The organism is Stenotrophomonas sp. STEN054, from assembly GCF_056854535.1.
Genome location: NZ_JBXFWG010000002.1, coordinates 107,513 through 131,237 on the forward strand (window position 1 = coordinate 107,513; position 23,725 = coordinate 131,237).

Annotated in this window: 17 protein-coding genes and 3 tRNA genes; 9 read left to right on the forward strand and 11 right to left on the reverse strand. The window is 68.1% G+C overall.

Features of this window, described 5'->3' with window-relative positions:
- Nucleotides 1-39 precede the first annotated feature (39 nt).
- On the forward strand, nt 40-639 hold the full coding sequence (rnt, locus tag AC1VXD_RS01395) for a ribonuclease T (RefSeq protein ID WP_108768335.1): 600 nt from the start codon (nt 40-42) through the stop codon (nt 637-639).
- Nucleotides 640-741: 102 nt separating this feature from the next.
- On the opposite strand, the gene AC1VXD_RS01400 is transcribed toward rnt, so the two are convergent.
- The 3 genes from AC1VXD_RS01400 to AC1VXD_RS01410 all read right to left on the reverse strand — a co-directional run bounded on the left by AC1VXD_RS01400 (nt 742) and on the right by AC1VXD_RS01410 (nt 6,150).
- Nucleotides 742-3,765: a two-component regulator propeller domain-containing protein gene (locus tag AC1VXD_RS01400; protein ID WP_482990505.1), complete on the reverse strand. Its 3,024-nt coding sequence runs from the start codon at nt 3,763-3,765 to the stop codon at nt 742-744.
- A gap of 252 nt (nt 3,766-4,017) precedes the next feature.
- Nucleotides 4,018-5,415 (reverse strand): ATP-binding protein, encoded by a 1,398-nt coding sequence (locus AC1VXD_RS01405; RefSeq protein ID WP_482990506.1) that lies wholly within the window; start codon nt 5,413-5,415, stop codon nt 4,018-4,020.
- A 6-nt stretch (nt 5,416-5,421) separates the two neighbouring features.
- Nucleotides 5,422-6,150: a response regulator gene (locus tag AC1VXD_RS01410; RefSeq protein WP_079221281.1), complete on the reverse strand. Its 729-nt coding sequence runs from the start codon at nt 6,148-6,150 to the stop codon at nt 5,422-5,424.
- A 205-nt stretch (nt 6,151-6,355) separates the two neighbouring features.
- Here AC1VXD_RS01410 and AC1VXD_RS01415 point away from each other — a divergent pair, with 205 nt between their 5' ends.
- From AC1VXD_RS01415 to AC1VXD_RS01425, 3 genes are read left to right on the forward strand one after another with little or no spacing between them, the layout of a single operon-like run.
- Nucleotides 6,356-7,603 (forward strand): efflux RND transporter periplasmic adaptor subunit, encoded by a 1,248-nt coding sequence (locus AC1VXD_RS01415; protein ID WP_482990507.1) that lies wholly within the window; start codon nt 6,356-6,358, stop codon nt 7,601-7,603.
- Nucleotides 7,600-9,558: a MacB family efflux pump subunit gene (locus tag AC1VXD_RS01420; RefSeq protein ID WP_482990508.1), complete on the forward strand. Its 1,959-nt coding sequence runs from the start codon at nt 7,600-7,602 to the stop codon at nt 9,556-9,558. Before AC1VXD_RS01415 ends, AC1VXD_RS01420 begins: the two co-directional genes overlap by 4 nt.
- Nucleotides 9,555-10,994, forward strand: coding sequence for an efflux transporter outer membrane subunit (locus AC1VXD_RS01425; RefSeq protein WP_482990509.1), 1,440 nt, complete (start codon nt 9,555-9,557; stop codon nt 10,992-10,994). The genes AC1VXD_RS01420 and AC1VXD_RS01425 overlap by 4 nt, the downstream gene beginning before the upstream one ends.
- 392 nt (nt 10,995-11,386) lie before the next feature.
- Here AC1VXD_RS01425 and rlmB read toward each other — a convergent pair whose 3' ends face one another.
- The 3 genes from rlmB to rnr all read right to left on the reverse strand — a co-directional run bounded on the left by rlmB (nt 11,387) and on the right by rnr (nt 15,355).
- On the reverse strand, nt 11,387-12,130 hold the full coding sequence (rlmB, locus tag AC1VXD_RS01430; protein ID WP_079221277.1) for a 23S rRNA (guanosine(2251)-2'-O)-methyltransferase RlmB: 744 nt from the start codon (nt 12,128-12,130) through the stop codon (nt 11,387-11,389).
- 147 nt (nt 12,131-12,277) lie between these two features.
- On the reverse strand, nt 12,278-12,772 hold the full coding sequence (locus AC1VXD_RS01435; protein ID WP_482990510.1) for a GFA family protein: 495 nt from the start codon (nt 12,770-12,772) through the stop codon (nt 12,278-12,280).
- Nucleotides 12,773-12,889: 117 nt separating this feature from the next.
- Nucleotides 12,890-15,355: a ribonuclease R gene (gene rnr, locus AC1VXD_RS01440; RefSeq protein ID WP_482990511.1), complete on the reverse strand. Its 2,466-nt coding sequence runs from the start codon at nt 15,353-15,355 to the stop codon at nt 12,890-12,892.
- A 128-nt stretch (nt 15,356-15,483) separates the two neighbouring features.
- On the opposite strand from rnr, the gene AC1VXD_RS01445 reads away from it, so the two are divergent.
- Both AC1VXD_RS01445 and AC1VXD_RS01450 read left to right on the forward strand, forming a co-directional pair.
- A tRNA-Leu gene (locus AC1VXD_RS01445) sits at nt 15,484-15,568 on the forward strand.
- 159 nt (nt 15,569-15,727) lie between these two features.
- Nucleotides 15,728-15,814: transfer RNA gene (locus AC1VXD_RS01450), tRNA-Leu, on the forward strand.
- 83 nt (nt 15,815-15,897) lie between these two features.
- Here the strand turns inward: AC1VXD_RS01450 and AC1VXD_RS01455 are convergent.
- A complete protein-coding gene (locus tag AC1VXD_RS01455; RefSeq protein ID WP_482990512.1) occupies nt 15,898-16,644 on the reverse strand; it encodes a sulfite exporter TauE/SafE family protein in 747 nt (248 codons plus the stop codon).
- A gap of 96 nt (nt 16,645-16,740) precedes the next feature.
- Between AC1VXD_RS01455 and AC1VXD_RS01460 the strand changes: the two genes are divergently transcribed.
- Both AC1VXD_RS01460 and AC1VXD_RS01465 read left to right on the forward strand, forming a co-directional pair.
- The gene (locus tag AC1VXD_RS01460) at nt 16,741-17,640 is read left to right on the forward strand and encodes a LysR substrate-binding domain-containing protein (protein ID WP_482990513.1); all 900 of its coding nucleotides are present in this window, start codon (nt 16,741-16,743) and stop codon (nt 17,638-17,640) included.
- Between the two features lie 50 nt (nt 17,641-17,690).
- Nucleotides 17,691-17,777, forward strand: a tRNA-Leu gene (locus AC1VXD_RS01465).
- A 148-nt stretch (nt 17,778-17,925) separates the two neighbouring features.
- Here the strand turns inward: AC1VXD_RS01465 and emrB are convergent.
- Genes emrB through AC1VXD_RS01485 form a run of 4 tightly spaced genes read right to left on the reverse strand, consistent with a single transcriptional unit; the run spans nt 17,926 to nt 22,643 of the window.
- Nucleotides 17,926-19,512, reverse strand: coding sequence for a multidrug efflux MFS transporter permease subunit EmrB (gene emrB, locus AC1VXD_RS01470; protein ID WP_482990514.1), 1,587 nt, complete (start codon nt 19,510-19,512; stop codon nt 17,926-17,928).
- A 7-nt stretch (nt 19,513-19,519) separates the two neighbouring features.
- The gene (gene emrA, locus AC1VXD_RS01475; RefSeq protein ID WP_108768325.1) at nt 19,520-20,698 is read right to left on the reverse strand and encodes a multidrug efflux MFS transporter periplasmic adaptor subunit EmrA; all 1,179 of its coding nucleotides are present in this window, start codon (nt 20,696-20,698) and stop codon (nt 19,520-19,522) included.
- Between the two features lie 11 nt (nt 20,699-20,709).
- The gene (gene emrC, locus AC1VXD_RS01480) at nt 20,710-22,203 is read right to left on the reverse strand and encodes a multidrug efflux transporter outer membrane subunit EmrC (protein ID WP_482990515.1); all 1,494 of its coding nucleotides are present in this window, start codon (nt 22,201-22,203) and stop codon (nt 20,710-20,712) included.
- Complete coding sequence (locus tag AC1VXD_RS01485) at nt 22,200-22,643, reverse strand: MarR family winged helix-turn-helix transcriptional regulator (protein ID WP_108746304.1); 444 nt, start codon at nt 22,641-22,643, stop codon at nt 22,200-22,202. Before AC1VXD_RS01485 ends, emrC begins: the two co-directional genes overlap by 4 nt.
- 144 nt (nt 22,644-22,787) lie before the next feature.
- Between AC1VXD_RS01485 and AC1VXD_RS01490 the strand changes: the two genes are divergently transcribed.
- On the forward strand, nt 22,788-23,696 hold the full coding sequence (locus AC1VXD_RS01490) for a helix-turn-helix domain-containing protein (protein WP_482990516.1): 909 nt from the start codon (nt 22,788-22,790) through the stop codon (nt 23,694-23,696).
- Nucleotides 23,697-23,725 lie beyond the last annotated feature (29 nt).

Sequence of the window (23,725 nt, forward strand, 5' to 3'; positions counted from 1 at the left end):
ACCCCCGCAGCCGACGCCGCCCCTGTTTCCGTAGTTCCGATGGCGCAGCGCGCGATGTCGCAACGCTTCCGCGGCTTCCTGCCGGTGGTGGTGGACGTGGAAACCGGCGGCTTCGACAGCCAGCGCAACGCGCTGCTGGAAATCGCCGCCGTGCCGATCGAGATGGACGAGAACGGCCTGCTCTACCCCGGCCAGACCGCCAGCGCCCACGTGGTCCCCGCCGAAGGGCTGGAGATCGACCCGAAGTCGCTGGAAGTGACCGGCATCATCCTCGACCATCCGTTCCGGCTGGCGAAGGAAGAGAAGGCCGCGCTGGACCACATCTTCACCCCGGTCCGTGCAGCGATGAAGAAGTACGGCTGCCAGCGCGCGATCCTGGTCGGGCACAACGCCCATTTCGACCTGGGCTTCGTCAATGCCGCCGTGGCCCGCACCGGCCACAAGCGCAACCCGTTCCATCCCTTCAGCGTGTTCGACACGGTTACCCTGGCTGGTATCGCCTATGGGCAGACGGTGCTGGCACGTGCGGCCAATGCCGCCGGCCTGGGCTGGGATGCGAACGAGGCGCACAGCGCGGTGTACGACACCGAGCAGACCGCGCGGTTGTTCTGCACCATCGCCAACGCCTGGCCGCGGTAGATCCACGCCATGCGTGGATGAGATGCATCGGCCGTGCGGACCAACGGTCCGCACCCACCATCCAACCTGCCCGGTAGATCCACGCCATGCGTGGATGGAACATCACCCGATGCTGGTGCGGTCGCGGCCGTCGCTCTTGGCGCGGTACAGCGCGCGGTCGGCACGCTGGTACAGCAGCGCCGGGGTTCGGTCGTCGTTGGCCAGTTCCACCAGGCCCGCGCTGAAGGTCACCCGCAGGCCCTTCACCCCGGCCCAGTCCGGATGGTCATGGAACAGGCCGCGCAGGCGCGCGCAGACCTGCGCCGCTTCTTCCAGCCGCGTGTCATTGAGCAGCAGCGCGAACTCCTCGCCGCCGGTACGTGCCGGCAGGTCCGAATCGCGGCACGCCGCGGCGATCACTTCGGCCACTTCCTTCAGCACCAGATCGCCGATGCTGTGGCTGTAGGTGTCGTTGACGTACTTGAAGTGATCGATGTCCAGCACCACCAGGCTCAACGGGTGACCGCTGCGCTGCGAGCGGGCGAAGTCGCGCGCCAGCGTCTCATCGAAGCCGCGGCGGTTGGCCAGGCCGGTCAGCGCATCCTCGCGGGCCTGCCGCTCGAACGCCTCGGCCTGCCGCGCCAGGCGCTCGGCCAGCTCGGTCTTTTCCTGGTTCAGCGCCTGCAGGTGCACGGTCTGCGCCTGCAGGTCGAAGGTCGCTTCATCCACCCGCCGCGCCAGGCGCAGGTTGCTGGCCTTGTACTGCTGCAGCAGGAACCGGTACAGCGCCACCAGCGCGCCCAGCAGCAGCAGGCCGATGAAGGCCTGCACGCTGTGCCGCTGCCACCAGAACGGTTGCACGGTGAAACTCCACACCGCTTCCTGCTGGCCCCAGGCACCGCCCGGGTGCGAGGCCGCCACGTGCAGGGTGTAATCGCCCGGCGGCAGGCCGACGAACTCGACGCTGCGCTGCGGGCCACGCTCGACCCAGCCGGCGTCCAGGCCTTCCAGCCGGGTGCGGTAACGGATGCGGTCGGACATCAGGTAGCTGAGGCCGACGAAGCTCACCGCCAGCCGGCGCCCGCCGGGGATCAGGTTGCGCTCGGGCCCTTCCCAATGCACCTGCGCGCCATCGACCTGCACGCTTTCGATCGCCGCCGGCGGCGCAGGGCGTTCGCGGAAGCGCTGCAGGCGCTGTGGGTCCACCGTGCTGAGGCCACCGGCGGTGACGACCCAGAAGGTGCCGTCCTGGCGCAGGATCGCCGAGGGCCCGGAACTGCCATTGGCCTGCGCGTTGGCCATGCCGTCGATCTCGTTGTAGCGCTCCACCGTCACCTGCGGCGCGCGCCCGTCGGCAACGGCGTTCAAGGTCGCCATGTCGGTGCGAAGCACGCCGCGGTTGCTGCTGATCCACACATTGCCCAGCCGGTCGGGCACCAGCTGGAACACGGTATCGACCGGCATGCCCTGCTCCAGGCCGACCCGCGACAGGCGGTTCTTGTACCAGCGGTACAGGCCACGGTCGCTGCTGATCCACATCGCGTCGCCGATCTGGTGGAAGCCGAACACGCTGCGGCCGCCGCCCAGTGGTGCCAGATCGATGGACTGCACATGGTCGCCGCGCAGCACGCGGATGCCCTCGATGGTACCGATCCACAGGTTGCCCTGATGGTCATGTTCCAGCGCAGTGATCAGACCGCCCGGCATGCCGGGTACGTCGGACACATGCACGCGTTCACCCTCGATGCGTACCACCCCCTTCTGTGTGCCCGCCCAGACGACGCCGGCTGGATCGATGCTGATCGCGCGGATGTTGCCGCCCGGCATGCCATCGGCCGCATCGTAGTTGTGGCGCAGGCTGCCATCGGCGCGCAACCGGTACACGCCGTCGCCGAAGGTGCCCACCCACAGATCACCCTCAGGGCCTTGGGCCAGGCTGAGGACCGACGGCGCCTTGCCACCCCGGTTGTGCAGCGGCATCGGCCGGAAGCGGCCGTCGGCGGTCTGCTGGTCCAGGCCGCTGGCGCTGCCCACCCAGAGCCGACGGTCGCGGTCCTCGAACACGGTGCGCACGTAGTCACCGCTCAGGCCATCGCGCTCGGTGTAGCTGCTGAACAGCGTTTCGCGCAGGCGGTACAGGCCGCCGTTGGCGCCAACCCAGATGCTGCCCTCGGCGTCCTCGCGCAGGCTCACCACCCGCCCGCCGGGCAGGTTCAGGCCGGCCGGCAGGCGCTCCAGGCCGTGGCTGGAGATGCGCAGCAGGCCCTGGTTCTCGGTGCCGAGCCAGATGTCGCCGTGACGGTCCTGCAGCATCGCGGTCATGTGCAGCTGCCCGGGCAGGCTGTGCACCAGCACCAGGCGGTCATCCTCGACCCGGTAGAGGCGCTCGCCGGCCACGATCCACAACGCGCCATCGGGCGCGCGATAGGGCCAGGTCAGGCCCTTGTCCACGCCCCACTCGGCCGGCGCGCGCTTGAGCTCGCCATCATTGTCGCGCAGCACCAGGCCATCGAGGGTGCCGATCCAGACCCGGTCCTGGGCGTCGACCACCAGCTTGGTGAAGCTCATCGCCAACGGCAGGTCCGGCGGCGGCGGCTGGTAGACGATGCCGGTTTCCGGGGTCAGGTAGGCGATGCCCTTGCCTTCGTACAGCAGCCACAGGCGCCCCTGGCTGTCCATCTGCATCGACTGGATCAGCACTTCCGGGGTGTTGGCCTGGTGTTCCCAGACGCGCCACTGGCCGGCGTTGCTGCGGTAGGTCACGTTGCCGCGCGAATCACTGATCCACAGACCGCCCTGGCGGTCCACCAGCAGCGCGCCGATGCCGTTGTCGCGCAGGCCCGGCCGCGTGCTGCGGTCGAACACGGTGAAATCCAGGCCGTTGTAGCGCACCAGCCCTTCCCAGGTGGCGAACCACAGATGGCCTTCGGGGGTCTGGGCGATGTCGCGCAGCGAGTTGTGCGGCAGGCCGTTGCGCGAGGTCCACACGTCGATGGCGTAGTCGCGCAGCGGCGGCGCGACGGACTGGGCCGCCAGCGGCGACGCCAGCAGCAGCAACAGCCACAGCACACCGAGCCGCAACAGGCGACCGATGTGGTGTTCCGGGTGGCGCCCCGCCAGGCGCCTGCCAGCCCCCTGAACGCCCATTACTGCAACGGCAGCGGCCAGGTGCGGTTGCCGCGCAGGGCAACAGGCTGGAACAGGAACAGCCGGGCGGCACGGGGCCGCGCGCCGGTGTTGACAGGCTGGCTCATCGCGGGATCTGTGGGGAGATGGGGCGAATGATAGGCCAAACACCCCCCTCGGCGTCACCGCGGCGTGAAAGCCGGGCTTCACTCGGGGTCAGGGCCCTTCCCCCCATGGCGCAAGGGATCTGCCCCCCAGACCCGGCCTCGGCCGTCAGCGCCCGGCCACCGCGCTGCCCGCCGGCCACTGCACCACCGCTTCCAGCCCGCCCTCGGGGCGGTTGCGCAGCCACAGCCGGGCGCCATCCTTCTCGGCCAGCGCGCGCGCGATGGTCAGGCCCAGGCCGGCGCCGCCGGTCTGCCGCGATCGCGAGGTTTCCACCCGCACAAAGGGATCGAACACCGCTTCGAGCTGGTCATCGGCCAGCCCCGGGCCATCGTCGGCCACCACCACGGTGATACCGCCGCCGCTGCGGTCCACGCGCACCCGCACGCGCTCGGCATACATCACCGCGTTGTCCACCAGGTTGGAGAACAGGCGGTGCATGGCCAGCGGCCGCAGCATCAGCACTGCGCCACTGGCGCCTTCGAAGGCCACGTCGGCGCCCGCCTCGGCGGTGTCCTCGACGATGCTTTCCAGCAGCGAATCCAGGTCCAGGGCCGCCCGCTGTTCGGCGCTCTCGGCGCTGCGGGCCAGCTCCAGGCCTTCGCGCACCAGTGCCTGCATGGCCGCGAGGTCGCCGATCAGGCGCTCGCGCAGGATCTCGTCGGTCACGTTTTCCAGGCGCAGGCGCAGCCGGGTCAGCGGCGTCTGCAGATCGTGGGTGATCGCTGCCAGCATCTGCGTGCGTTCGGCCAGGTGCCGCTGCAGCCGCTGCTGCATGGCGTTGAAGGCTTCGGCAGCGCGCTGCACTTCGCGCGGGCCGCGCAGCGGCAGCGGGTCGCGCTGCAGGTCGTCGCCCAGTTCCTCGGCGGCCGAGGCCAGTTCCTGCAGCGGCGCGCTGGCCATGCGCGAAACGATGTAGGCCAGCACGGCGATCGCCAGCACCAGCAAGGTCAGGAACAGCGGGTCCACGGCCAGCACGCCGTTGTGCGCCACCGCCGGTGAATCCAGCGCCAGCTTCAGCATGGTGCCATCGCTGAGGACCACGTCCACGGCCCGGCACTTGGGCGGAATGAAGGACGGATCGCGTTCGCGCGGCGGGCGCCGATGGCCCGGCGGTGGCGGCGGCAACAGCTCCTGCAGCTTGGGGATGCACGAACGGAACGAGGTGAAGTGCACATGTGCGCGCGCCACCGGTCCGGGGCGGTCATCGAGCACTTCCATCAGCGCCGTATCGACGCGGCCCAGGCGAGCGCCGGGCTGCAGCGCGCGCACGCTCGGCCCGCCCATTTCCAGCAGGCGGTCACGCAGTTCCGGGTTGCCGTCGAGCAGGTTGACGTAGCCCTGCAGGCGGTCGGCGATGCGGTTGAGGTTCTGCCGTTCGAAATCCTGCTGGCGCTTGGACGTGGCCAGCATGGTCGCGCCGATCGCGGCCACCGACATGCCCAGCAGCAGGATCACGAACAGCCGCCCCACCATCGAGGACAGGAAGTGGCGCAGGCGCTTCATCACTGCTTATTCCAGGTTGACGGCCGAGGCCAGTACGTAGCCTTCATTGCGCACGGTCTTGATCAGGCCATCGGGCCCGCCGTCGTCGGCCAGCTTGTTGCGCAGCCGGCTGACCTGCAGATCGATCGCGCGGTCCTGCGCCTCGTAGTTGCGGCCGCTGCTGAGCGCGACCAGCTGCTCGCGCGAGAGCACCTTGTTGGCGTGCGCGATGAACACCCGCAGCAGGCGGAACTCGGCGCCGGACAGCACCACCACGCGGCCATCGGGGTCGACCAGGTGGCGGTGTTCCAGATCGAAGATCCAGCGCGAGAAGCGCGCGCGGCGTACCGCCAGCGGCTCCAGGTTGGCCGGCAGGGCCTCGGTCCGGCGCAGCACGTTGCGGATGCGCGCCAGCAGCTCGCGCGGCTCGAACGGCTTGGCCAGGTAATCGTCGGCGCCCATCTCCAAGCCAAGCACGCGGTCGATCGGCTCGGCACGTGCGGTGAGCATGATCACCGGCGTGTTCGAGCGCGCACGCAGGTCGCGGCACAGGGTCAGGCCATCCTCCCGCGGCAGGTTGAGGTCAAGCACGATCAGGTCCACATGCTCGCGCTCCAGCAGCTGGCGCATGCTGGTGCCGTCAGCCGCGGTGCTGACCAGATAGCCGGCGCGGCCGAGCTGCTCGGCCAGCAGGGTGCGGATGTCATTGTCGTCGTCGACGATCAACAGGCGATGCATCGGGTTTTCAGTCTCCATGTCGCGATTTTCCCGTGTCGGGAGCTGAACCGCATCCTGTCCAGTGCGTACCACTGTATCCACGCCGGGGCCGGATACCTGCCGTTACGCGTTTCGGCCGACAGTGTTACACATGGACACACCCTGAGGATTGAGCCCGCCTGCGCCCGATCTTCACAATGCCCACCAATGCCGCTGCGGCGGCCTGCCCGAGTGAAGCCCGCACGTGATCTCCCGCCTGTTGCCCGCGACCCGCCGGGGTCGTCTGATCGTGATTGTCCTGCTTGTCGTCATTGCTGCCGCGTGCGCCTGGTGGCTGCTTCGCAAGCCCGCCGCCCCGGCCCTGGTCACCAGTCCGGTCAGCCGCGGCGACATCGAACAGACGGTGGAAGCCACCGGCGTGATCGATGCCTACAAGCTGGTCAGCGTCGGCGCACAGGCCTCGGGCCAGATCAAATCGCTGAAGGTGCAGCTGGGCGACACGGTGAAGGAAGGCGACCTGATCGCCGAGATCGACGCCACCACCCAGCAGAACCAGGTGCTCAACGCCCAGGCCTCGCTGGACCAGGTGATCGCCCAGCGTGCCGTGCAGCAGGCCAGCCTGCGCCAGGCCGAGCTGGACTTCGCCCGGCAGAAGGAAATGCTGGCCGCCGAGGCGACCTCGCGGCAGGAATACGATGCCGCCGAAGCCACGCTGAAGACCGCCCGCGCCCAGCTGCAGTCGTACGAGGCGCAGATCAAGGGCCGCGAGACCGAGCTGGGTACTGCCCGCGCCAACCTGGCCTACACCCGCATCACCGCACCGATGGACGGCACCGTGGTGGCGGTGGTGGCCGAGGAAGGCCGCACGGTGAACGCCAACCAGACCGCGCCGACCATCGTCATGCTGGCGCGCCTGGACGTGGTCACCGTCAATGCCGAGGTCTCCGAAGCAGACGTGGTCAAGATCAAGGCCGGCATGCCGGTGTACTTCACCACCCTGGGCGACCCCGACCGCAAGTACCACGCCACGCTGCGCCAGATCAATCCGGCGCCGTCGTCCATCGCCAACGAAAGCTCGTCCAGTTCCAGCAGTTCGTCCAGCTCCAGTTCCAGCAGCGCGGTCTACTACAACGCGCTGTTCGACGTGGAAAACCCCGATGGCACCCTGCGCATCGACATGACCGCGCAGGTCTCGGTGCTGCTGCAGCAGGCCAAGGGCGCGCTGCTGGTACCGGCCGTGGCCCTGGGCCCGAAGACGCGTGACGGCGAGCGCGTGGTGCGCGTGGTCAACGAACAGGGCCAGCCGCAGCCGCGCAAGGTCAAGGTCGGGATCAACAACGGTGCCTCCGTGCAGATCCTGTCCGGGTTGAAGGAAGGCGAGCGCGTGGTGGTCGGAGAAGGCGGTGCGGCCGCAGCCGGCAGCGGCACCGGCAACCGCGGCAGCGGCGCGATGCGCATGGGCCCGCCCGGTGGCATGGGCCCGCGCCGATGAGCACGAAGGCGCCTCTGCTGCGCCTGCGTGACCTGCGCCGCGAGTTTCCGGCCGGCGAGGATGTCATCGCCGTGCTGCGCGACGTCAACCTGGACATCCATGCCGGCGAGATGGTGGCCATCGTCGGCCAGTCCGGCTCGGGCAAATCGACGCTGATGAACATCCTCGGCTGCCTGGACCGCCCGACGCGCGGCAGCTACCAGGTGGCCGGACGCGAAACCGGAAAGATGGAGCCGGACGAGCTGGCCGAACTTCGCCGTGGCCATTTCGGTTTCATCTTCCAGCGCTACCACCTGCTGGGCGACCTCGATGCACGTGGCAACGTCGAAGTGCCGGCGGTATATGCCGGCAGCCCCGGGCCGACCCGCAACGCGCGCGCCGAGCAGCTGCTGCAGCGGCTGGGCCTGCACGACCGCATGCACCACAAGCCGGGCCAGCTGTCCGGCGGCCAGCAGCAGCGCGTGTCGATCGCCCGCGCCCTGATGAACGGCGGCGAGGTGATCCTCGCCGACGAACCGACCGGCGCGCTGGACACGAAATCCGGTGAGGAAGTGATGGCCATCCTCGGCGAGCTGCATGCCGAAGGCCACACCATCATCATCGTCACCCACGACATGAGCGTGGCCGAGCACGCCCAGCGCATCATCGAGATCCGCGACGGCGAGATCATCGCCGACCGCGCCAATCCGAAGGCGCCTGACTACCGTGCGCAACGCCAGCCCAGCGCCGACGTCGCCCATGGCAGCAGCTGGCGCGCGGCCCGCGACCGCTTCACCGAAGCGTTCCGGATGGCGCTGCTGGCGATGAACGCCCATCGCCTGCGCACCTTCCTGACCATGCTCGGCATCATCATCGGCATCGCCTCGGTGGTATCGGTGGTGGCGCTGGGCAACGGTTCGCAGCAGCAGATCCTGCAGAACATCAGCGCGCTGGGCACCAACACCATCGATGTCTACCCCGGCCGCGGTTTTGGTGACATGCGCTCGGCGCGCGTGCAGACGCTGAAGGCCACCGACGCCGATGCGCTGTCGCAGCAGAGCTACGTGGACAGCGCCACGCCCAGCGTGTCGACCTCGGTGACCGCGCGCTACCGCAACCAGTCGGCGACGGCACAGATCAGCGGCGTCGGCGAGCAGTATTTCCGGGTGAAGGGCGTGACCCTGCTCGACGGCAGCTTCTTCGACACCGATGCGATCCGCGGCCTGGCGCAGGTGGGCGTGATCGACGAGAACACGAAGGCCCAGTTCTTCCCCGACAGCGACCCGATCGGCCAGGTGATCCTGCTCGGCAACGTGCCGGTGCGCGTGGTCGGCGTGGCCAAGAAGCAGAGCTTCGGCTTCGGTGGCAGCACCAGCCTGGGCGTGTTCGTGCCGTACACCACGGTGATGTCGCGCATGCTGGGGCAGAGCTACGTCTCCAGCATCACCGTGCGCGTCAATGATGAAACACCGATGGATGCCGCGCAGGAGGCCATCACCCGGCTGCTGACCCTGCGCCACGGCACCGAGGATTTCTTCCTCAGCAACAGCGCCGAGATCCGCGAGACCATCGAGCAGACCACACGCACGATGACCCTGCTGATCGGCGCCATCGCTGCCATCGCTCTGCTGGTCGGCGGCATCGGCGTGATGAACATCATGCTGGTGTCGGTGACCGAACGCACCCGCGAGATCGGCGTGCGCATGGCCGTGGGTGCACGGCAGAGCGACATCCGCCAGCAGTTCCTGATCGAAGCGGTGCTGGTGTGCCTGATCGGCGGCCTGCTCGGCATCGGCCTGGCGCTGCTGCTGGGCGTGCTGATCGGCCACTTCTCCAGCAATTTCCAGGTGGTGTTCTCGACCGCCTCGATCATCGCCGCGTTTGCCTGTTCGACCCTGATCGGCGTGGCGTTTGGATTCCTGCCGGCACGCAGTGCCGCCCAGCTCGACCCGGTGGAGGCCCTGGCCCGCGAATGAAAATGATGACCCGACTGACCTCCCCTGCCCCTTCGCGCGTGCTGCTGGCCGGCGCGGTCCTGCTCGCCCTGTCCGGCTGCGCCTCGGTGGGCCGCTACCCGACCGAAGACCCAGCCGTTGCCGCGACCTATGGCCGTGGCGATGCCACCCTCAACGCGCCGGCCGATGACCCGCGCAGCAGCCTGGACACCCCGGGCCGCGACGTCCGCCAGGACGCCTGGTGGACCGGCTTCGGTGACGAGCGTCTGGACCGTCTGGTGGCGCAGGCCCTGGCCGCCAACAGCGACCTCGGTGCCGCCGGCCTGGCCGTGCAGCGCGCCCGCCTGCAGGCCGGCCTGGCCAGCAACGCGCTGTGGCCCCAGCCATCCTCGTCCGGCGTCAGCGCCAGCGGCAGCCGTCCCATCGACCAGGCCGCCGACTGGAGCCGTGGCTATTCCACCGGCGTGTCGCTGTCGTGGGAAGTGGACCTGTGGGGCCGCCTGCGTACCGCGCGCGACATCGCCCGCTGGGAAGCCCAGGCCAGCGAGGAGGACCGGCAGAACACCGCCCTGCTGGTGATCGGTGACACGATCAGCCAGTACTGGACGCTGGCCTACCTCAACCAATCCATCGCCAGCGGCGAGGCCAACCTGCAGCGCCTGGAGCGTACCCGCGACCTGGTGCAGGCCCGCTTCGACGCCGGTGCCGTCTCGCGGCTGGAAGTGCGCCAGGCCCTGCAGAACCTGGAATCGCAGCGTTCGGCGCAGAGCGCGCTGGAACAGCAGCGGGTGGAAGTCCGCAATGCGCTGACGGTGCTGCTGGATGGCACGCCGTGGCCGCGACAAGATGAGCCGCAGGACCTGCTGGCCGCCCGTAGCCCCGGCATCGACGAAGGCCTGCCGGCCGACCTGCTGGGCCGCCGCCCCGACCTGCGCGCGGCCGAGCTGCGCCTGCGCAACAGTCTGGAGACCATCAAGGTGACCGCCACCCAGTACTACCCGGCGCTGAGCCTGACCGGCAGCCTCGGTTCCAGTGCGACCTCGCTGGGGGATGTGCTGCGCAACCCGGTGGCCACCCTGGGCGCCGGCCTGTCGCTGCCCTTCCTCAACCTGCAGCGTGCGCAGCTGGACACCGACATCGCCGGTACCGCCTACCAGATTGCCGCGACCAACTTCCGCAAGACGCTGTATACCGCGCTTTCGGAAGTAGACAACGCGCTGTCGGCGCGCGAGCAGCTGGCGCGCCAGGTGGCCGCTTCGCAGGCATCGTATGACCAGGCCGTGGAAGTGGAGCGCGCGCAGGAAGTGCGCTACCGGGTGGGTGCTACCGACCTGCGTACCTGGCTGGAAGCACAGCAGACCCGGCGCGATGCCGAGCTGTCACTGGCGCGCGTGCGGCAGAGCCAGCTGAACAACGACGTGACCCTGTTCAAGGCGCTGGGCGGCAGCGCGGGGTAAGGCGATGTGGGGCTGCGCCCCGCACCTGCCGAAACAACGTCAACGTCAACGTCAACATCAACGGCAACGTCAAAAGCCTGCATTCCGTGGGACGGCGGGGTGGGTCCGGTCGAGGGGGACGCCGTAAACCCTTCCATGGGGGCTTGGTCGCGCCATCCATGGCGCTCACACCCCCTCAACCGGACCCACCCCGCCCCCGACAGACTTCCGCGATCTGTCGGAATCTCGTGCTGATGGTGGGTGCTGACCGTTGGTCGGCAAAGGCCCTGACCCTGGTTCTGCTCTGGTAGGTGTCGACCTTGGTCGACACGATTTTTCTGATTAAAAAAAAGGGGTCAGATCTCTTCTCCTGTTGGAGAGAAATCTGACCCCGATCACGTCGTACCGTCGGATCAACCGCGCTGGCGCACGGCCTCGAACAGGCTGACGCCGGCGGCGACGGAGACGTTCAGGCTCTCGATCTCGCCCGGCATCGGGATCTTGACCAGGCCATCGCAGTTCTCGCGGGTCAAGCGGCGCAGGCCGTCGGCTTCGCCGCCCAGCACAAGGGCGATGTTGCCCTTCAGGTCCAGCTGGTAGAGCGACGCGGTGGCTTCACCGGCCAGGCCGTAGATCCACACGCCCTGCTTCTGCAGGTCCTTCAGGCAGCGCGACAGGTTGGTCACCGCCACCACCGGGATGAGGTCGGCGGCGCCGGCCGAGGTCTTGCGCACGGTGGCGTTGACCGTGGCCGACTTGTCCTTGGGAATGATCACCGCGGTGGCACCGGCGGCGGCGGCCGAACGCAGGCAGGCGCCCAGGTTGTGCGGGTCCTGCACCTCGTCCAGCACCAGCAGCAGGGCCTTGCCCTCGGCAGCGGTGACCAGGCCTTCCAGCTCGTTCTCGCTGTAGGTGCGGGCCGCGGCATAGCGCGCCGCCACGCCCTGGTGGCGCACCGAACCGCCGACACCGTCCAGCGCCTGGCTGTTGACCTTGCGCACGTCGATGCCCTTGCGGCGGGCGTTTTCCTCGATTTCGACCAGGCGCGGATTCTTCGCACCGGCCTCGACCAGCACTTCGCGGACGTTGTCGGCGTCGTTCTCGATGGAGGAGGCGACGGCGTTGACGCCGACGATCCACTGGCTGTTCTTGCTCATGCGGGGGCCGAACCGGAAAGGGGGTGGCTATGGTAGAGCATCGGCGGCGGCCGCGCTGCGTGCTCGCCGGGCATGGCCCCTTGGTTGGTGGGTGCGGACCGTTGGTCCGCACGCCTTCGCCGGGCATGGCCCGGCGCTACCCGCCGTTCATCCTTCGGCTGAACGGCTGCGCGGCGGCCAGTGCGGGGTGTCGTGGTCGGGGTGCTGGTGGGACACGATCGTGGCCAGGAACTCCAGCGCGGCCACATCGTCCTCGGTGCGGCGGCCGGGCAGCAGGCCCAGGCCATCCACGAAGGGCAGCTTGCGCTCCATGCCGTACTGCAGGGTCGGCGGCAGGCGCTCGGGTTCGTCGAAGGCGCCGGCGGCCACGGCCATGCCGTCCGGGGCCTCGTAGGTCAGCGGGGTGCCGCAGTCGCCGCAGAAACCACGGCGGACCACGTTGGAGGACTGGAAATAGCGCGGCTGGCCGCGGGTCCAGCTGAATTGCGCGCCGCGCACCGAGACCAGCGGCGCGTAGTAGGCGCCGAAGGCCTTCTGGCACATACGGCAGTGGCAGATCGAGCTGTCAGTGAGGGCGCCGCGCGCCTCGAAGCGGATGGCGCCGCACTGGCAGCCGCCGCGGTACTCGGGTTGGCCTTGCATGCGATCCTCCGAAACGTCGTGCCAACCAACGGTTGGCACCTACCAAGTGAGGAATCTGCCAACCAAGGTCGGCACCTACCGGGTCCGGCAGGTGCCGACCGTTGGTCGGCACACCTTTCAATACTGCTTTTTCGTGCGCTTGGAAGGCTTGCCACGTTCGGGCAGCGGCGGCAGGCCATCGCCCTCGTCTTCGCCCTTGTGCTCGACCAGGCGGAAGTCGATCTTGCGCTCTTCCATACTCGCCTTCAGCACCAGGATGCGCACGCGGTCGCCCAGCCGGTAGCTGCTGCCGCGGCGTTCGCCGGTCAGCGTCTTGCGGGTGGCGTCGAACTTGTAATAGTCCTGCGGCAGCTGGGTCACGTGGACCAGGCCCTGCACCTTGGAATCATCCAGCTCCACGAACAGGCCGAAGCTGGTCACGCCGCTGATCACACCGTCGAACTGGCCGCCCACGTGCTTTTCCATCCACGCGGCGCGGTAGCGCTCATCGACCTCACGTTCGGCCTCGTCGGCACGACGCTCGCGCTCGGAACACTGCAGCGCCAGCGCAGCCATCTCGCGGGCGTTGTAGGTGAACTTGTCCAGCGGCTTGCCGGACAACGCGTGCTTGATCGCACGGTGCACCAGCAGGTCGGGATAACGACGGATCGGCGAGGTGAAGTGCGCGTACGCCTCCAGCGCCAGGCCGAAGTGACCATTGTTGTCCGGGCTGTAGACCGCCAGGCTCTGGCTGCGCAGCAGCACCGATTCCAGCAAGGTGGCATCAGGGCGATCGCGGATCTTCTTCAGCAGCTTGGTGTAGTCGCCCGGGCGCACCTTCGACCACGGCGGCAGGCTCAGCTTGAACTCCTTGAGGAATTCCAGCAGGTCGGCGAATTTGGTCTCCGGCGGCTTCTCGTGGACGCGGTACGGGGCCGGCACATGGCGCGACAGCAGGTACTTGGCCGCCTCCACGTTGGCCGCGATCATGCATTCCTCAATCAGCTTGTGTGCGTCGTTGCGCACCAGCATGCCGGCCTGGGTCACCTCGCCACGGTTGTCCAGCACGAAGCGCACTTCGCTGCTTTCAAATTCGATGGCGCCGCGCTTGGCACGCGCCTTCGACAGCACCTTGTACAGCTGGTGCAGGCGCTGCACCTGCGGCAGCAGCGGGCCCATCCAGGCCTTGGTATCGGCATCGTCCTCGCCCACCGCCTTCCACACCTGGGTGTAGGTCAGGCGCGCGTGCGAGTTCATCACCGCTTCGTAGAAGCGCGAATGGCTGACCACGCCGTCGCGGTCGATCTGCATGTCGCAGACGAAGCACATGCGGTCGACCTTGGGCATCAGCGAGCAGATGCCGTTGGACAGGGTCTCGGGCAGCATCGGCACCACGAAGCCCGGGAAATACACCGACGTGGCGCGCTTCTGCGCTTCCTCGTCCAGCGGCGTGCCGGGGCGCACGTAGTTGGAGACATCGGCAATGGCCACCACCAGGCGGAAGCCATCGGCATTCGGTTCGCAGTAGACCGCGTCATCGAAGTCCTTGGCATCCTCACCATCGATGGTCACCAGCGGCGTGCTGCGCAGGTCGACGCGGTCGCCGATCATCGCCGGCTCGACCACCATCGGCACCGAGGCGGCTTCGTCCAGTACTTCCTGCGGGAACTCGAACGGCAGTTCGTGGCCGTGGATGGCTGTCTCCACCACCAGCGACGCGGTCAGCTTGTCGCCGAGCACGGCGATGATGCGGCCGATCGGCGGGCGACGGCTGTCCGGTGCCTGGGTCAGTTCGCAGACCACCAGCTGGCCATCGCGCGCGCCACCGGTCTGGTCCGGCGGCACCTGCACGTTGCGCTGGATGCGCTTGTCATCGGGCACCACGTAATTGATGCCCATTTCAATGCTGAAGCGACCGATCAGGCGGGTCATGCCGCGCTCGAGCACGCGGGCGATGCTGCCTTCGCGGCGACCACGGTGGTCGATGCCGGTCACGCGGGCCAGCACCTTGTCGCCGTGCATCACCTTGCGCATTTCATACGGCGGCAGGAACAAGTCGTCGCCGCCCTCGACCGGGCGCAGGAAGCCGAACCCTTCCGGGTTGGCGATCACCACGCCGGTGACCAGGTTCAGGGTCTGGATCGGCGCGAAGCCGCCGCGGCGGTTCTGCACAAGCTGGCCGTCACGGACCATGGCGCCGAGCCGGCGCGACAGTGCCTCGGCACGGTCGGCTGCGGTCAGGCCCAGGCGCGCGCCCAGTTCTTCGGCGGTCTGCGGCCCTTCGCAGCGTTCCAGCAGGGCCAGGATGGCCTCGCGGCTGGCGATGGGCTGTTCGTACTTCTCGGCCTCGCGGGCGGCATACGGATCGTCGATCACCTTGCCGGTCGGCGGCAGCCTGCGGCCCGGGGCCGGGTCCGGTAGGGCGGCATCCATGCCGCGGCCCTTGCGGCCGCGCGGCGGTGCACCGCCTTCATTCAGTTCGGGGAACCAGCCCGGCAACGGCTTGCCCGGCTTGGTGGTGCGGGCTGCGCCCGCCTTGGCGCCCTTGGTCGGGGCCTGGCTGCGGGACTTGCTCCCGCCCTTGCTTGGTTTTTTGGTAGTCATCGCCCTACATGGTAGCCGTTGCAGGCGTGCAGAGCGGGTCAGAGGCGGCTTTGGAAGCATTGCGTGAAATATTTGTTGGAAATCGTTGACAGCCCGCCGATTCATCTTCACAATTGCGCCTCTGGAACGCCCAGGTGGCGGAATTGGTAGACGCACTAGTTTCAGGTACTAGCGGGTAAAACCGTGGAGGTTCGAGTCCTCTCCTGGGCACCAACGAAAAAACTCCTCGCCTCGGCGGGGATTTTTTTTGCCTGTCATCCAGCAACGGGGTCGGATCCCTTTCCAGAGGAAAGGGCTTTGACCCCCAAGTGAGATTGTTTTCGAGAAGTGTTGACACCCCGGTAGCAACACCCCATAATATCGCTCCTCGACGCCCAGGTGGCGGAATTGGTAGACGCACTAGCTTCAGGTGCTAGCGGGGGCAACTTCGTGGAGGTTCGAGTCCTCTCCTGGGCACCATGTCGAGAAAGAAAACAACCCGCGCAAGCGGGTTTTTTCTTGCCTGCGATTTGAGCGTTTGTGGCGCCGGCGGCGGACGCCCTTCAGAACAACGGCCGCAGAATCAGCTCCAGCCCGAGCAGCAGCAGGAAGCCAAGGAAGCACGCGCGGAACACCCGTGCGCTGATGCGCTGGCGGATCACCTGCCCCAGCCACATGCCCAGCAGCGCCGGCACAACTGCCAACGCACTCAGCCCCAGCTGCTGCACACCAAACGCACCGTTGATCACCAGCCCAGTGGTCAAGGAAATGGTCGACACGGTGAACGCCAGGCCCAGCGCCTGCACCAGCTCCTCGCGCTGCATGCCCAGCGACTGCAGGTACGGCACCGCAGGCATCACGAACACACCGGTGGCACCGGTGACCATGCCGGATATCGCACCCACCAGCGGCCCCAGCCAGCGTTCGCGCCGCTGCGGCACGCGGAACACCGGCGCCACCAGCGCGTACAGCGCATACACCACCAGCGCCACGCCCAAGGCCACCCGCGACCAGGTGCGGTCCACCCGTACCAGCAGCGCAGCCGAACCCAGCGTCACCACCACCACTGCCAGCATCATCGGCCACAGCCGCCGCGCGGTAGGGCCCAGCGAAGGACCGGACAGCAGCTGCCACGCGTTGGTGACGAAGGTGGGAATGAACAGCATCGAGGCCGCCGCCACCGGCGACAGTGCACCGCCGAGCAGGCCCATCGCCACCGTCGGCAGGCCCATGCCGGTCACGCCCTTGACCACGCCGGCCAGCACGAACACCACCACCAGCAACCCATAGAAGTACATCGCCTCGTTCATGCCGCCATTGGAGCGGGCGCGACACGGGCGCACAATGCGGTCTTGCCGCCACAGCCTTCGGATCAGCCGAAGTCAGGCCCAACCGGAGTACCAGCTATGCGGATGGACATCGCCGACCTGCGCCTGTTCCTGGCCGTGGCCGACGCCGGCAGCATCACCGCCGGCGCCGCGCTGGCCAATCTGGCACTGGGCTCGGCCAGCGAACGCCTGCGCGCGATCGAAGCCGATGCCGGCACGGCACTGTTGAACCGGCATCCGCGCGGGGTCAGCCTGACCGAAGCCGGCGCCGCCCTCGCCCACCATGCACGGCTGATCCTGCAGCAGCAGGCACAGCTGCGCGGCGAGATGGACGCCTTCGCCCACGGTGCGCGCGGCACCCTGCATCTGTATGCCAACACCGCGGCGCTGACCAACTACCTGCCCTCGCGGCTGGCGCCCTGGCTGGCGCAGCGGCCGCGCCTGCACGTGGAACTGCACGAACGCACCAGCACCGACGTCGTGCGCGCGCTCGCCGCTGGCCAGGCCGAGGCAGGCATCATCAGCGACGCCGTTCCGGCCGACGGCCTGCAGCGGCACGTGGTGTCCGAAGACCCGCTGGTGATGCTGCTGCCCGCCAGCCACCGCTTCGCATCGCGACGCACGCTCGACTTCGTTGACGTGCTGGGCGAGACCTTCGTCGCGCTGGCCGACGGCAATGCATTGCAGACCTACGTGGAGGAACTCGCAGGCGAGGCAGGACGCCGGCTCGATGTGCGCATCCGCATGAAAACCTTCGAAGGGCTGTGCACGATGGTCGGCCATGGCATCGGCGTGGGCATCGTGCCGAAGACGATCGCGCGCCAGCATCGACGCAGCACGCACACCGTTGCAATGCCACTCGCCGATGCCTGGGCGCAGCGTCGCCTGTGCGCGTGCTTTGCCGACTGGACGCGGCTGTCACCGGCGATGCGCAGCCTGCTGCAGCACCTCGGCGTACCGCCGCAGAAAAAAGCGTGAAATGTTGTTGACACAGCCTCAGTCGTTCCCCATAATTCGTCTCCTGAGTCGCCCAGGTGGCGGAATTGGTAGACGCACTAGCTTCAGGTGCTAGCGGGGGCAACTTCGTGGAGGTTCGAGTCCTCTCCTGGGCACCATGACTCAGCAAATGATGAAACCCGCGAAGGCGGGTTTTTTCATGTCCGGCGTTCGGAACCCGCAGTAGATCCACGCCATGCGTGGATGCGCCACAAACAAAAACCCCGCCTTCCGGCGGGTTTTTTGTTTTTCATCCACGACGATCGATCAATGCCCGCCGGCAGACGCCGCACCGGCACCGGCACCGAACGGCGGCTTGGCCAGCCACAGGAACGCGATGATCGCCAGGAACGTCCAGCCCAGCAGGTAGAAGATGTCGTTGAACGCCATCTGCGATGCCTGGTGGTTGATCATGTTGTTGAGCACCGCTGCACCGTTCTGCAGGTTGCCCTGCCCCATCGCCGCCACCTGGTCCTGCATGCCCGGCTGGTAGGCCGAGATGTGTTCGGTCAGGTCGGCATGGTGCACCTGGGTACGGCGTGCCCACAGCCAGGTGGTCAGCGATGCAGCGAAGCTGCCGCCCAGCGTACGCAGGAACGTGGCCAGGCCTGAACCTGCGGCGATCTCGCGACCGTCCAGGTCCGACAGCAGGATCTGCAGCACCGGCATGAAGAACAGCGCCACGCCAATACCCATGATCAGCTGCACGCCGGCCACGTGTGCGTAGTCCACCTGCAGGTTGAAGTCCGAGCGCATGAAGCTGGTGAACGACAGGAACACGAATGCGAACGAAGCGATCATGCGCATGTCGAAGCGCGAGGCGTACTTGCCCACGAACGGCGTCATGATCACCGGCAGGATGCCAATCGGCGCCGTTGCCAGGCCCGCCCAGATGGCGGTGTAGCCCATGTCACGCTGCAGCCACTGCGGGATCAGCAGCGACACGCTGAAGAACGCCGCATAGGCCACCACCATCGCCAGCGTACCGGCGCGGAAATTACGGTGGCGGAACAGCTTCAGGTCGACGATCGGATCCTTGTCGGTCAGTTCCCAGATCAGGAACACCGCCAGCGCCACCACGGCAACGCAGGCCAGCACCACGATCCTGGTCGAGGAGAACCAGTCTTCGTCGTTGCCCAGGTCGAGCACCAGCTGCAGCGCGCCCACGCCGATCACCAGGGTGATCAGGCCGACGTAGTCCATCTTCGGCTTTTCAATCTGCTCCGGGCGCCCCTTCAGCTGGTTGCCCACCACCAGCGCGGCGAAGATGCCCAGCGGCACGTTGATCAGGAAGATCCATTCCCAGCTGTAGTTGTCGGTGATCCAACCGCCAAGGATGGGCCCGCAGATCGGCGCCACCACGGTGATCATCGCCAGCAGCGCCAGCGCCTGCCCTCGCTTCTCGCGTGGGTAGATCGACACCAGCAGCGACTGGGTGATCGGGTACATCGGCCCGGCCACGAAGCCCTGCAGCGCACGCGACACCACCAGCATGCCCATGCTCTGCGCAAGGCCGCACAGCAGCGAGGTGATGACGAAGGCCAGGGTGGCCCAGATGAACAGCTTGCGTTCGCCGAAGCGGCGGCTGAGCCAGCCGGTCAGCGGCAGCGCGATGGCCGTGCTGACCGCAAACGAGGTGATGACCCAGGTCGCCTGCTGCGAACTGGCGCCGAGGTTACCGGCGATGGTCGGCAGCGAGACGTTGGCGATGGTGGTGTCGAGCACCTGCATGAACGAGGCCATCGCCAGGCCGACGGTGCACAGGGCCACGCTGGGCGGCAGGAACCCGGAGGCCGCACCCGGCGCCGCCGGTGCGCCCGGAGTGCCGGGCGCCGCTGGAGCTTGTGCGGACATGTCGACCTCAGCCCGCGTTGGCCTGCTGCGGCAGGTTGCCTTCGATGATCGTGTGGATCACCTCGTCGGCATCATGCAGCTGCTTGGCATACACATCGGTGTCGAACACCGTGCCCTTGGCGGCGGCGGTCGGCAGCACTTCGCCCTTCTGGTCGCGCAGGCTCACTTCGGCCTTCATCGACAGGCCGATGCGCAGCGGGTGTTCGGCCAGCTGCTTGGCATCGATGGCGATGCGCACCGGCACGCGCTGCACGATCTTGATCCAGTTGCCGCTGGCGTTCTGCGCCGGCAGCAGCGAGAACGCCGAACCGGTGCCCAGGCCCAGGCTCTGGATGCGGCCCTTGTACTTCACGTCACCGGCGTACAGGTCCGACTTCAGCTCCACTTCCTGGCCCAGGCGCATGTGGCGCAGCTGGGTTTCCTTGAAGTTGGCTTCCACCCACATCTGCTCGGTCGGCACCACGGCCATCAGGGCATTGCCCGGCTGCACGCGCTGGCCAACCTGCACCGAACGACGGGCGACATAACCGGTGACCGGCGCGACGATGCCGGCGCGGGCATTGTTGAGGAAGGCCTGGCGCAGCTGTGCGGCGGCGGCCAGCACGTCCGGCTGGGTGGCGATGACCGTGTCATCGACCAGCGCGCGGTTGCGCTCGACGGTCTCGCGCGAACCGGCCACGGCGGCTTCGGCTGCGGCCAGCTCATCGCGGGCGTGGGCCAGTTCTTCGTTGGAGATGGCGCCTGTGGCGGCCAGATCCTTGCGGCGGGCGAAGTCTTCGCGCACGCGCTTCAGGCTCACCTGGCGGGCGTTCAGGTCAGCCTGCGCGCCCTCCACGCTGCGGTACAGGCCACGGGTCTGGCGCACGGTCTTGGCCAGGTTGGCTTCGGCCTGCTGCAGCGCCACGGAGGTATCGGCCGGGTCCAGCTGCACCAGCAGCTGGCCACGCTCGACGCGCATGCCGTCATCGACGTTGATGGCGACCACGGTGCCGGCCACCAGCGGGGTGATCTGCACCTGGTTGCCCTGCACGTAGGCATCGTCGGTCTCTTCGAACCAACGGCCGAACATGAAGTACCACAGCGCCAGTGCGGCAAGCAGCAGCACGACGATGACGAACAGGCCGCGCAGCAGCTTGCCGCGGCGGTTGGGAGCGGCCGGGGCCGCGGTGTCTTGGGTCTGGCTCATGGCGTGGGTCTTCAGGAATGCGAGGAATCGGAATGGGAGGCGATCGGTGCGGCGTCGGCGTCACTGGGCTGGAAACCACCACCCAATGCCTTGCTCAGGCGCACCGAGGTCTGCACCTGCTGCGACTGCAGGCCGGCCAGCTGCTGCTGCGACTGCAGCAGGATGGACTGCGCGCTGAGCACGTCCAGATAGCTGCCGATGCCGGCGCGGTAACGCTGCTGGGCCAGGTCGAAGGCCGCGTGGGCGGTGTCCACCGCCTGCTGCTGCGCCTGCGCCTGCTGGGCCAGCGAACGCACCGCGTTGACCTGGTCGGCCACGTCGCGCAGCGCGTCCAGCACGGACTGGTTGTAGTTGGCCACCGCCAGGTCGTACTGCGCGTCGGTGTTGTCGAGGTTGGCGCGCAGCTTGCCGCCTTCGAAGATCGGCAGGCTCAGCGCCGGACCGATGTAGGCGAAGGTGGAGCTGCTCTTCAGCAGGTCGCCCACATTCGGGGCGACCACGCCGGCCAGCGCGGTCAGGTTGAAGCTCGGGTAGAACCTGGTCTTGGCGACCTTGATCTGCTTTTCGGCTGCTTCCACGCGCCAGCGCGCGGCGACGATGTCCGGACGACGGCCGAGCAGTTCGCTGGGCAGCACGCCCGGCAGCTGCAGGGCCAGCGGGTTCAGCGGCTGCGGGCGTTCGATCGACAGGCCACGGTCCGGGCCCTTGCCGACCAGCGCGGCCAGTGCGGTGCGGGCGGCGTCGATGCGCTGCTGCGCGGCGAGCAGCTGCTGCTGCGCGGCCGGCACGCGGGCTTCGGACTGGCGCACCTGCAGGTCGCTGTCGATGCCGGCGCTGCGGCGCTGGCGGGTCAGTTCCAGCGACTTCTGCGAGCGCGTCAGTTCCTGCTCGGCCACGTCGTTGAGCTGCCAGGCATAGGCCAGCTCGGTGTAGGCCTGGGCAATACCGGCGGACAGGTTCAGGCGTGCAGCCTGCGCATCCACGGTGGCGGCATGGGCGCCGTCAACGGCGGCTTCCCAGGCGGCGCGCTTGCCGCCCCACAGGTCAACGCCGTAGCTGAAGTTGAAGGCGACCTGGCTGCTGCCGCCGTAGCGGCCGCCCAGCTCGTCACCGAGCATGGATTCGGGCAGGCGCAGGCCGGTGTAGCCACCGGACACCGACAGGCTGGGCAGGCGCTCGGCACGGCGGGTGCCGACCTGCGACTGGGCCTGGCGCAGGCGCGCATCGGCCGCGTCCAGGCTCGGGTGGCCGGCCAGGCCTTCACTGATGAGAGCGTCGAGCTGGGGATCGCCCAGCGCCTTCCACCAGTCCTGGGCCGGGAAGCCGGTGGCGCTCAGGTCGCTGTCGGCCAGCGTGCGCTCGCTGTGCAGGCTGTCCACGTCAAGCACGTGGCCCTGCGGGTTCAGGCCACGGCTGCTGGCGCAGGCAGCCAGGGCCAGGGCCAGCGCTGAAACCAGCAGCGCGCGCCCGGACCGGCGGAGAGTGGGATGCGGGATCGGGTTCATGGGGTCGTCAGGGAATCGCGGATTCGGGTCAGGAGGGACAGCAGCAGCGTGCGTTCGTCGGCGGACAGGTCGCGCAGAGCGAAGTCCATCACCGCGTCGCCGCGCTTCTGCAGGCGCGCCCAGAGGGCACGGCCTTCATCGGTCAGAACGATCTGCAGGGCCCGCCGGTCCTGGCTGTGCGGCTCGCGGCGCACGCAGCCCAGGGCTTCCAGCTTGTCCAGCAGGCGGGTCACCGCGCTGGGCACCTGGTCAATGGCCTGGGCCAGTTCGTTGGCGGTGCACGGGGCCATGCGGGCCAGCAGCTTCAGGCCGATGTAATGGGTGAAGCCGATGCCGAGGTCTTCTTCGGCCATGGACGCGTCGAGCTGGCGGACCAGGCCGTCGCGCACCTGGCGCAGCAGCAGGCCGAAGCTGGGGGGGTTGGAGGACGGACAGATCATGGGTGAGCATTTTCTTCCAAAAAAAATATTTCTCAATGGAAATATTCGATCTGGCATCGAATGCTGTGTTGCAGCAACGGGCTCGATCAGTGAAGGCGCTACCTTAATGGCCTCCGGAACTGGCCCGGTAGTACAATCCAGCCAATGAATGTCACATTCCAGCCACCCCCGCCGGTCATAACGGCAGGTGAACCGGGCCCGCCTACCCTGCTCCGCGAAGTGGCCATGGACTGGTTCGAGCGCAACGATGGCCCGCCGGTCATTGGTTTCCGCTTCGACAGCCCGCAGGGCCTGGCCCGTGAAGTGGACTGGCACCACCACGCCCGCGCCCAGCTGATCTACGTCGAACGCGGCCTGCTGACTACCCGCACCTCGCACGGCACCTGGTCGCTGGCACCGGGCTCGGCCGGCTGGATGCCGCCACTGGAACCGCACACGGTCAGTCTGGATGGCCCGATGCGTGGCTGGGGCATGGCCCTGGCCGCGCCGGCCTGCGCCGAGCTGCCCTCCGACCCCTGCGTGCTGGGGCTGTCCAAGCTGGCCCAGGCCGTGGCCGAGCGCATCTGCGAATGGCCGCTGGACGACGAGCTCAGCGACGACCGCGAGCACATCCTCAGCGTCATGCGCGACGAGATCCGCACCGCGCCGCGCCAGCGCATGCACCTGCCGATGCCGCGCGACCGCCGCCTGCTGAAGATCGCCTCGCAGTTGCTGGCCGAGCCCTCCGACGAGCGCAGCCTTGCCGAATGGGCGCACTGGGCCGGCCTGTCGCCGCGCAGCCTGACCCGCCACTTCCGCGACGAGACCACCCTCAGCTTCGCCCAGTGGCGCCAGCAGGCCCGGCTGGCCGAGGCGCTGCGCCAGCTCAGCGAGGGCCGCAGCGTCGCCGATATCGCCCACGCGCTGGGCTTCAGCAGCGCCAGCGCCTTCGTCACCGTGTTCCGCCGCCACTTCGGCCTGCCGCCCGGGCGCTACCTGGCGCGGGTCGGCCATGGCCTGGAACCGGGGCTGGACCCCGCACGTGGCTTGGCATCCCCCGCCGCATCCGGATAATCAGAGCATTGAGAGCGCCGACCGCCGTC

Bases quoted from the DNA above. Each gene is read 5' to 3' on its own strand.
- emrB (WP_482990514.1), bottom strand. From the start codon at position 19,512: ATGTCCGCACAAGCTCCAGCGGCGCCCGGCACTCCGGGCGCACCGGCG.
- AC1VXD_RS01410 (WP_079221281.1), bottom strand. From the start codon at position 6,150: ATGGAGACTGAAAACCCGATGCATCGCCTGTTGATCGTCGACGACGAC.
- rnt (WP_108768335.1), top strand. From the start codon at position 40: ATGGCGCAGCGCGCGATGTCGCAACGCTTCCGCGGCTTCCTGCCGGTG.
- rnr (WP_482990511.1), bottom strand. From the start codon at position 15,355: ATGACTACCAAAAAACCAAGCAAGGGCGGGAGCAAGTCCCGCAGCCAG.
- AC1VXD_RS01435 (WP_482990510.1), bottom strand. From the start codon at position 12,772: ATGCAAGGCCAACCCGAGTACCGCGGCGGCTGCCAGTGCGGCGCCATC.
- AC1VXD_RS01425 (WP_482990509.1), top strand. From the start codon at position 9,555: ATGAAAATGATGACCCGACTGACCTCCCCTGCCCCTTCGCGCGTGCTG.
- AC1VXD_RS01490 (WP_482990516.1), top strand. From the start codon at position 22,788: ATGAATGTCACATTCCAGCCACCCCCGCCGGTCATAACGGCAGGTGAA.
- AC1VXD_RS01455 (WP_482990512.1), bottom strand. From the start codon at position 16,644: ATGAACGAGGCGATGTACTTCTATGGGTTGCTGGTGGTGGTGTTCGTG.
- emrC (WP_482990515.1), bottom strand. From the start codon at position 22,203: ATGAACCCGATCCCGCATCCCACTCTCCGCCGGTCCGGGCGCGCGCTG.
- AC1VXD_RS01460 (WP_482990513.1), top strand. From the start codon at position 16,741: ATGCGGATGGACATCGCCGACCTGCGCCTGTTCCTGGCCGTGGCCGAC.
- AC1VXD_RS01405 (WP_482990506.1), bottom strand. From the start codon at position 5,415: ATGAAGCGCCTGCGCCACTTCCTGTCCTCGATGGTGGGGCGGCTGTTC.
- rlmB (WP_079221277.1), bottom strand. From the start codon at position 12,130: ATGAGCAAGAACAGCCAGTGGATCGTCGGCGTCAACGCCGTCGCCTCC.
- emrA (WP_108768325.1), bottom strand. From the start codon at position 20,698: ATGAGCCAGACCCAAGACACCGCGGCCCCGGCCGCTCCCAACCGCCGC.
- AC1VXD_RS01420 (WP_482990508.1), top strand. From the start codon at position 7,600: ATGAGCACGAAGGCGCCTCTGCTGCGCCTGCGTGACCTGCGCCGCGAG.
- AC1VXD_RS01400 (WP_482990505.1), bottom strand. From the start codon at position 3,765: ATGGGCGTTCAGGGGGCTGGCAGGCGCCTGGCGGGGCGCCACCCGGAA.
- AC1VXD_RS01485 (WP_108746304.1), bottom strand. From the start codon at position 22,643: ATGATCTGTCCGTCCTCCAACCCCCCCAGCTTCGGCCTGCTGCTGCGC.